The organism is Corallococcus llansteffanensis (assembly GCF_003612055.1).
GTDB classification, from domain to species: Bacteria; Myxococcota; Myxococcia; order Myxococcales; family Myxococcaceae; genus Corallococcus; species Corallococcus llansteffanensis.
Genome location: NZ_RAWB01000840.1, coordinates 1 through 3,020, shown reverse-complemented (window position 1 = coordinate 3,020; position 3,020 = coordinate 1). Strand labels below are relative to the sequence as shown.

The 3,020-nt window shown below is 73.6% G+C and carries 2 protein-coding genes; both read right to left on the bottom strand.

Going from position 1 to position 3,020, the window contains the following annotated elements; all coding sequences use genetic code 11:
• A partial coding sequence (locus D7V93_RS41005) for a DUF4350 domain-containing protein (RefSeq protein ID WP_120648423.1) occupies positions 1-1,255 on the bottom strand: 1,255 nt, incomplete at its 3' end.
• Positions 1,248-3,020 (bottom strand): DUF4129 domain-containing protein (locus tag D7V93_RS41000; protein ID WP_147451620.1); only part of this gene is annotated, 1,773 nt, incomplete at its 5' end. The genes D7V93_RS41000 and D7V93_RS41005, both read right to left, overlap by 8 nt.

Sequence of the window (3,020 nt, the reverse complement as noted above, 5' to 3'; positions counted from 1 at the left end):
GGGTGATGCCGGCGGGGTGGATGCGCTCGCGCACGTGCGCGGCGGAAGTGGCGAGGGCCTGGAGGTCGGCGTCCTTCTGCACGGCGTCCGTCTGGCGGGCCACGTCGAGCAGCCCGTGCGCCAGGTCCTGACGCCCCCGCGCCCGCAGCCCTTCGGCGACCGCGGCGACGGTGGAGTGGGAGGGCAGGCCCGCGAGCGGCGCGAGCTGCTGCGTGAGGCCCCGGGAGATGAGCCCCGCGGCGAACGCGTGGTGCCGGCCCTCGCGGTACAGGCGGCTCATGGCGAAGAGGGCGTCCGTGGCGCCCACGCGCACGGACTCGGGGGGCGGCCGCGGCCGGCCGAAGCGCTTCAGGGCGCCCGCCCACAGCGCGACGCCGAGCAGCAACTGCGCCACCGCGAAGTGCAGGCCGTAGCGGCGCGCGAAGTCCACGATGGAGCGCTCGTTGGTGAAGCCATGGTGGAACTCGTCGAAGGCGTAGGGCCCGGGGCCCAGGGCACCCAGCGCGCTCAGCCAGAACTGGGCGTTGTCCGCCCGCGCGAGCGCCCGGTTCATCGCCAGCTCGGGCGCGCCCACCACCAGCACCCGGCCCTGGCCCACCGGAATCACCGCCGCCACCGCGAAGCCCAGCCGTTCGTCCTCCAGCACCGTGACGGCGTGCTCCGGAAGTCGCAGGTAGGCCTGCACCTTTGTCTCCACCCGCTCGACGCCCAGCGTGTACGGCGTGGGCAGCGGCGCCACCAGCGTGCGCATGGGCAGCGTGGAGTCCGCCTTGTCCAGCTTCACTCCCAGCTCATCCAGGAGCGGGTTCTCCCGCGAGCCCCAGGGGACGTACACGAGCGAGTGCCCCGCACGCACGTGCGACAGCACCCGCTCCACCTCGGCTTCGTCCAGCTGCTGGGCCCGCAGCGCGTTGAAGCCCAGGTGCGGCGCCTCCTCCTCGTCGACGCCCGCGTCCGGATCCGAGGCGAGCTTCGTCTGATCCGGATCCTCCTCGTGCGAGTCCTCCACGTCGACGGCGAACAGCACCAGCGTCTGGGGGCCGGACACGAGCCGCAGGTCCGCCATGTTCCGCGTCACCGGCAGGCCGCTCTCCTGCGCGAGCAGGAACAGGGCGCGCGCGCCGTCTGGCTCCGCGCGGAAGGTGGACAGCGGATCCGCGAAGCCGCCGCGCTGGGCGCCCCGCACGAGGAAGGCCCCCAGCACGCCGGCCAGCAGCAGGCCACCCAGCACGAGCAGCGGAAAGCGGTCACGCACCGGCGGCCTCCTGCACGGGCGGCGCGGCGAGCAGCGGGGCGGTGATGGCGCGGAACTCCGTGTAGCCCTCGGGGCCCACGGGGAGGTTGCCGTACCAGACGAAGTCGAAGCGGCGCGTCAGCTCGCGGAACGGGGCCTTCACCTCCGGCCGCCCCCGGAACGCGCGCAGGTAGTCCCAGTTGCTCAGCGTCTCGTCGTACAGGATGGCGCCGTCGCGGTGCAGGCGCGACAGGAGCGCCAGGTACAGGTTGCGCACCGCCTCGCGGTACTCGCCTTGGGCCGCCAGCGCGTCGGCCAGGTGCGCCCAGCCTTCGGGCGGACGCGACAGCGCGTGGTCCGGGTTGCCCGCGAGCGCCGCCGCATCCACGGTGCTCACCTCCAGCGCAGGGCCCGTCCCCTCGCTCCGTCGCTTCAGGACGTTCACCACCACCACGCCCAGCACCGCCAGCGTCAGCGCCACCAGCGCCACCACCAGGACATTGGCCGCCGCGCCGCCGCTCACCGGCAGGGACGTGTCCCGCGGAGGCGAGGGATTTTCACGGCGGAAGAGCTCCTCCAGCCACTTGCCCAGCTTGTCGATGAAGCGGCGCCACCAGCTCGGCTCCGGAGGGACCTCCTCCTGCTCCGGCTCCTTCGGGTCCTTCTCCGGCCGATCCTGGAACTCCGGTCGCGCGAGGATTGAGCGCGCCCGGTCCGTCGCCGCGCGGGCATCCACGCGCGCCTGGGCCTCCGCCGTGGCCGTCACCTGCGCGAGCCCCGACTCCAGCGTCGCCGTGGCCGCCTCACAGTCCTCGTCGTCCAGGGCCAGCTGCTCCAGGTGGCGCACGAAGCGCTCCAGCTTCGCGCCCTCGGCCGCGCCCAGCGCGTCGAAGTCCTGGAGCGCCGTGCCGTCCAACTGCTCGGGCACCTCGCAGTGCACCACCACCGTCACCAGCCGATCGCGCACCGCCTCGCGCTCGGACGTCGCCGGAGCCTTCGCCGGAGCCGTCACCGAGGCCTTCGCGGGAGCCGCGTCGGCCGGGGTGGGGAGCGCGAGGAGCACGCCCAAGGCCAGGAGCAGCGCGGCGGCGACGCCCTTCGAATCGACCGAGCCGAGCGAGCCGGCCGAGCCAGCCGAGCCAGCCGTGCCGCGCTTCGTGCTCCGCTCCGGCAGTTGCTGCACGGCGGCCAGCAGGTCCAGCCCCTCCTGCCGCACGCGCCCGTCGATGAGCAGCAGCGTGGCCGTTGCCGCGCGCAGCGGTTCGAAGAGGGCGAACGTCGCCGCCGCGAGGAACATCAGCCACGGCGGGTTGTCCAGCGACGCGAACCGCTCCGCGAACGTCAGGTCGATGCCCACGAGCTGCCGCGCGAGGTACAGCAGGAAGTTGAGGCCCACGTGCAGGTTGAAGAACACCAGCACCTGCACGGACATCAACCACCGCACCCCCGTGGCCGTCCCCCGCGAGGGGCCCAGCAGCCGCGAGCACAGGCCGTACAGCCCCAGCGGGCTGCCCCGCCCCTGCATCGTGGCCGCGTAGCCCACGCCGTGCGCGGAGAGGATGAACAGCGCGATGCCCAGCGACAGCGTCACCGTGAACACGTTGAAGAACGCCAGGTACGCCACCGCGATGAACAGGCTGGGCAGTCGCCCCAGCGCCGCGCGCATCGACGGGCGCACCGACGGCTCCGCCTCCGGACCCAGCAGCACCTGCTGCACGTAGTGGCACGCCGCGCCCTGGCCCACGCCGCGCAGCAGCCACGCGAGCGTGAGGTACAGGGCGGGCAG